The sequence below is a fragment of the Clostridium sp. DSM 8431 genome (genome assembly GCF_900116755.1).
Taxonomy (GTDB): Bacteria; Bacillota; Clostridia; order Clostridiales; family Clostridiaceae; genus Clostridium.
Window position 1 is genome coordinate 1 of the sequence record NZ_FPBY01000252.1, and the last position, 3,350, is coordinate 3,350.

The following is a 3,350-nucleotide window of genomic DNA, read 5'->3' on the forward strand; positions in this document are numbered from 1 at the left end:
ATTTATGTGTTTATTCATTAATATCATTTCTTGAGTACATATTGACATTCTTAAACATATTTATCTATATTTTCATTAACTAAAGTATTCCTCCTAAATATCATTATAATTTTATATTATAACATAAGAAAAACTGGTAGAAGACATAAGTTTTCTACCAGTTAATATAGATTTATTATACAACAATTATTTTACTAATCTTAATGTGTCTCTAGCTATTACAAGTTCTTCGTTAGTTGGAACTATAAATACCTTAACTTTTGAATCGTCAGCTGATATTTCTTTTAATTGGCTAAATACGTTATTCTTTTCATCATCTATCTTAATTCCTAAGAATTCAAGACCTGATAAAGAGTTCTTTCTTATTCTAGCAACATTTTCACCTACTCCAGCAGTGAAGACTATTAAGTCAACTCCACCCATTTCAGCTATTAATGCACCGATTTCTTTTTTGATTCTGTTGCTGTACATGTTTAATGCTAAAAGTGCTCTTTCATCATTATCTTCAAAAGCAGCTTTTTGTAAATCTCTAAAGTCTGAACTTCCACCGTATACACCAGTTATTCCTGATTTCTTGTTGAATAAAGTATCAACTTCTTCAGCTGTGTATCCTAATTCTCTAATTAAGAAAGTTCCTACTGCAGGGTCAATGCTTCCACATCTTGTTCCCATCATTATACCTTCAAGTGGAGTGAAGCCCATTGTAGTATCTAATGATTTTCCATCTTTAACAGCTGTTATAGATGCACCATTTCCTAAGTGGCAAGTGATTATCTTTAAGTCTTTAACATCTCTGTTTATTGCTTTTGCACCTTCATTAGCAACGAACATATGAGAAGTACCATGGAAACCATATTTTCTTACTCCATGTTTTTCATATAATTCATATGGTAATGGGTAAGTATATACTTCCTTTGGCATTGTTTGATGGAATGCTGTATCAAAAACTGCTACCATTGGTACATTTGGCATTATTTTTTCACATGCTTCTATTCCTATCATGTTAGCTGGGTTGTGTAATGGAGCTAATTCGTAGCAATCTCTTATAGACTTTTTAACTTCTTCATCTATAACTACTGAATCTGCATATTTTTCTCCACCGTGAACTATTCTGTGTCCTACTGCTGATATTTCATCCATAGACTTAATTACACCATGAGTTTCATCTGTTAATGCATTAATAACATGAGTTATTGCATCTGTATGATCTTTCATTAGTACTTCTATAATATACTTATCTTTTCCAGGAACCTTTTGAGTTAAAATAGATCCTTCTATTCCTATTCTTTCAACTAATCCTTGAGCTAAAGCTTCTTCATTAGTCATATCTATAAGTTGATATTTTAATGATGAACTTCCACAATTAATAACTAATATTTTCACTGTATATTCCTCCAAATTTAGTATTACTTAAATGTATTATTTGCTTATAAAAAAATATAACTATTTTTATTATTATCCTCTTTATGTAAAAAGAATTCACTTTTTATAAATGTTTACAAAATAATTATCATTTATTGCTGTCTACAATTTATATTAATTAGATTTAAAGTTATAGTCAATACCTTTTTCACCTTTTTTATTATAACACTAAAATAAAGCTTATGTAAATTCTTTAATATTACATACTTATGACAAAAAACGACTCATGAATAAATTTTATATTTTCAGATATATAAAAAAAACATCCTAAAACCTTAAATTTCAAAGATTTTAGGATGAAAACTTTTATATACAAAAGCTACATAGGTAATGCTCTATGTCCTATACCAATAACAATTTCATCTAAATGTAAAAGTCCTATACTTAAAAATATACATACTGAAATATGCTCACCCATTCGAGCTATTCCAACCTTTCCCCCTACATTTTGTCCATTGGCTCTGTTGCAAACTTGCATTAATGCATCTCTAGTTGCTCCAATTACAGCACCTTCATGAAGATGTTCTTCTCTTATAAGCCCATTTCTTTTAGATGCCACTAATGCCCTTTCTAAAATTATATGTATAGAATCATTTATGTTTCCACCAATATTAACAGCAGTTACCTTTGCCTCTGAAGATGCATATTCTTTCTTTAAAAATTCTTCTTCTTCCCTGCTGCTTATTGCCATTTTAGTTGCAATTTTAGCTACATATACACTAGTTTCTTTTGTCATAAACATTACCTCTTTCCATTAATTGAAGTATAGTGAAAAAATAATATAATCTTGTATTATTTTCAAATACTTATTATCAACTTTACTGTTAGTGACTCCTGCCTCTGCTTCTTCTATATATCTTCCTATAAGTATAGAAAGACTTAAAAGAACCAATCTATCTTTATTAAAACTCCTATTGCTTTTAACTAATAAAGAATAAACTTCCTTAAGTTCTTTAGAAAATAACTCTGAGTCCTCTATTATTAAAGAAGCAAGTCCAATAAATATAAAGCTATTTTCTGAGACCTTCCCTATTTCTCCCTTTATATTACAAATTAAAAAGAATGCATTTTCAACCTTAGTATTTATATCTTCATCCCCTACCAATAAAGATAAGGCTAAAAGAGTACTTACTTTATCTCCATAGCCATCAACAGCTTGAATTGCTTTCTTTATATCATTTAATTCACACTTTATTTTTTTTGCATCACCTTTAGCTAAAAGTAGAAGAATATAATAGTCATCTCTACTTAATTTTATTTCTTTTTTAAGATCAGCTATTTTTTCAAGAAAATCATTTAGCTTATCTTCATTGTATCTTTTTGAAAGAAGCATAGAAATTGCTAATGTTATCTTATTTTTGCCAAACCCAGCCATTCTAAGGTGTTCATATATATATTTTGAAGTTTTAAAATATTTTTTATAGTCCTTATCCTCACATAAAAATTGTGATATAAACTTACTATATTTAATAGCGAATAAATTTAACTTTGCTTTATAGATATACTTTCTAATTTCAATTATCTTATCCCTATCTAAGTAACTACCTTCAAATACTGAAGATAATGCCTTAATAGTATTTAATTTTTTTCCATCAAGAAAAAAAGATTTTCTAACCTCTTTATAAGTTTCGTTAAAAATATCAACTTTACTTTTCAGCTCAATATCCATATCATCATCCTTTAAATTTCTTTTTACTTTAATAATACCACAAATTTATAATTAATAAATACTCTTTTGATACTACTACAAACCAGTTTTGGTTAATTATAGGATGTTATTATAAGAATACGTATCCTTTCATCATATAGATATATAATCCTTTTAGTATTTATGCAAGGCTCAATTACTAAATAGAGTGATAAATAAAACAAGCTATTCAAATATAGGTGGACGTCCTTTAAAGTTCGTATTTATATAAGGATGTTCT

3 protein-coding genes are annotated in these 3,350 nt (G+C 27.9%); all 3 read right to left on the minus strand.

All coding sequences use genetic code 11. The features are described 5' to 3' along the window. Nucleotides 1-186 precede the first annotated feature (186 nt). Nucleotides 187-1,383: an acetate/propionate family kinase gene (locus tag BM384_RS16285; protein WP_090015205.1), complete on the minus strand. Its 1,197-nt coding sequence runs from the start codon at nucleotides 1,381-1,383 to the stop codon at nucleotides 187-189. Nucleotides 1,384-1,741: 358 nt separating this feature from the next. After that, complete coding sequence (locus tag BM384_RS16290) at nucleotides 1,742-2,158, minus strand: HutP family protein (protein WP_090015207.1); 417 nt, start codon at nucleotides 2,156-2,158, stop codon at nucleotides 1,742-1,744. An 18-nt stretch (nucleotides 2,159-2,176) separates the two neighbouring features. Continuing rightward, nucleotides 2,177-3,091 carry a DUF4003 family protein gene (locus BM384_RS16295; protein WP_090015209.1) on the minus strand — a complete coding sequence of 305 codons (915 nt, stop codon included), beginning with the start codon at nucleotides 3,089-3,091 and terminating at the stop codon, nucleotides 2,177-2,179. Nucleotides 3,092-3,350 lie beyond the last annotated feature (259 nt).